This window comes from Roseovarius aestuarii, assembly GCF_019966515.1.
GTDB lineage: Bacteria > Pseudomonadota > Alphaproteobacteria > Rhodobacterales > Rhodobacteraceae > Roseovarius > Roseovarius aestuarii.
This window is the reverse complement of the sequence record NZ_JAIMIB010000059.1, coordinates 1-2,057: the sequence shown is the minus strand read 5'-3', so window position 1 is coordinate 2,057 and position 2,057 is coordinate 1. Positions and strand designations below refer to the sequence as shown.

The window sequence follows — 2,057 nt, the reverse complement described above, 5'->3', positions numbered from 1 at the left end:
TCCTGCTTTGGTGTCACTTGGCCAATATCGCCTTCGCGGTGTCCGAGACCGTCAGGAGCTCTTCACGCTGGATTAGGTATGGCCGCGATTTGTGCAGATCCCGGCCCATAAGAGACGTTCATTGGGTTGTCTGGTGCCGCAATGCAGCTTCCGCATTCCTGCCGTTCGTGCATCTAGCAGCATTTTCGGTGAGCCAATGACTTAATCGCGGACTTAGTTAGCTTTCGCGGCGCCTGCGCCAAGGGAGGGTGTTGACACATCGCGCATGCAGGGAAAGACAATTCCTACTGGCAACTGATGCTCGCCATTCACGAGAGAAAACCCGCGGACACCCGTATGCGGACCATAGACTTACTAATTAATCAGATTAGAAAGTCACTTCCCGACAACGTGGTGAAATCAACATTCTGCAACACCAGAACATCTCCTCCCCCGAAATCAAAGACAGCATCACTTCCACTCATCGATGCCGCACTTAGGGCATCGTTTACGCTGGAGAAATTCATCGCTCGCAGATCGATAACGTCGTTGCCTGAGAAATCAGCAACCGTGACGGAGTCGAAGTTAGGGCGGAAGACAAAATGATCTGCGGCGCCACCTCCTATCAACAGGTCATCTCCAGATCCTGCAACCAGCTTATCTTTACCCTTTCCACCGTTTAAAACATCATTGTCAGCACCGCCGCTCAATTTGTCAGCCCTACTACCTCCATAGAGAGAATCATCACCAGCGCCGGCAACGAGTCTGTCCTTTCCGCTATTTCCTTTCAGAACATCATCGCCGCTTCCGGTTTTGATAAAATCATTACCGGCTCTGCCATAGACTTCGAAATCTTTAGTTGAGGTGTCGCGCACAAACTTGTCGTCGTTGGCAGAGAGTTTCTTGATCGTCGGAGGTTGCGGCGGCGGCGGAGACGGTGGCGAATTGACGGTGACTTGAACCAGATTGGAAACGTTATTGCTCTCGTCGTCTTCGGCGATTGCGTTGTTTACATCGGCAAGCACCCCGACATAGTAGGCGCCGGGAGACAAACCGAGGCTTGCAATGTCGAAGGTGAAGTTCCCACTCGCAGGCCCTTCGGAATTGACAAAGCCGGGCGCCATAGTCCCCGTGCTGGTGTCGGTCGCCAGCAGAACGTCACCGGTAGAGATCGTCGTGTTCGTCGAGATGTACAAAGAAGAGGCAGATGCCGACGCTGATGTCCCGCCAATATTCTCGATGTCCCAGGATACCGAGATCATGTCTCCATCGTCCCAACTGGTCGATCCAAGTGACAAATTCGAAGCGATCAAGTCCGGACCAAGGACAGGCGGCGGCACGCTAGGGATAGTAATCGCTATTGCAGCGCTACCGTTGTTGCTCTCAGACAGCTCACCAGTCTGTTGGTCGTCATAGTCTGCAATGACGCCAATGTAGTAAGTCGTTCCTGGGATAAGGCTGCTTGGCAAAGTAATTGTTTGGTTTTCGACGTCAATTGAACCTGCAGCGTTGCTGGTCGTTGAAAGGTTCGTCGCAAGAAGTATGTCGCCAGTATTGATTATGTTATCGGTGGACAGATAAATCCCGGCAGTTGTGTCGATCGCTGATCCTGTGCCGACATTAGAGATTTCGTAGCTAATAGTAATACTACTACCAGCCGCAGGCGACATATTCGAAAGGCTCGCATTTGACGCTGTCAGGTCCGGTGCCTGTGTTGGCGGGATTTGGGCGGGGTTCGTAACCGTAATCGTGGCAGTAGCAGTGCTGAACCAACCGTTGGAGTCTGTCACCGTGTAATCCAACGTCACTACTTCTGTTTGACCAGGTGACAGATGATTGAATTCGCCGTTGGGATCGAACACAAGTTGATCCTGTACAATGTAAGCGATCCCTTTGCTGGGTGCTACGTCGATTCCGGCAATGGCCAGAACATCGTTTTCCGGATCAATATCATTTGCAAGCGCATCAAGTTGTCCGTCATCAGAGGTTTTGGGCTTTAGGGCGGTCTGAGCCGGTAGAGCATCTGACCCATCTGGTTGGTTTGATTATGCGGCGGACTTGCTGTGAAGCAAGCGCCG

General features: G+C 52.0%; 1 protein-coding gene and 1 pseudogene. Both read right to left on the bottom strand.

Features of this window, described 5'->3' with window-relative positions:
* Positions 1-362 precede the first annotated feature (362 nt).
* Entirely contained in the window at positions 363-854 is a 492-nt protein-coding gene (locus LC334_RS23240) for a calcium-binding protein (protein ID WP_317850400.1), read from the bottom strand.
* A 105-nt stretch (positions 855-959) separates the two neighbouring features.
* Positions 960-1,958: pseudogene (locus LC334_RS23235) on the bottom strand (CARDB domain-containing protein); the annotation flags it as partial.
* Positions 1,959-2,057 lie beyond the last annotated feature (99 nt).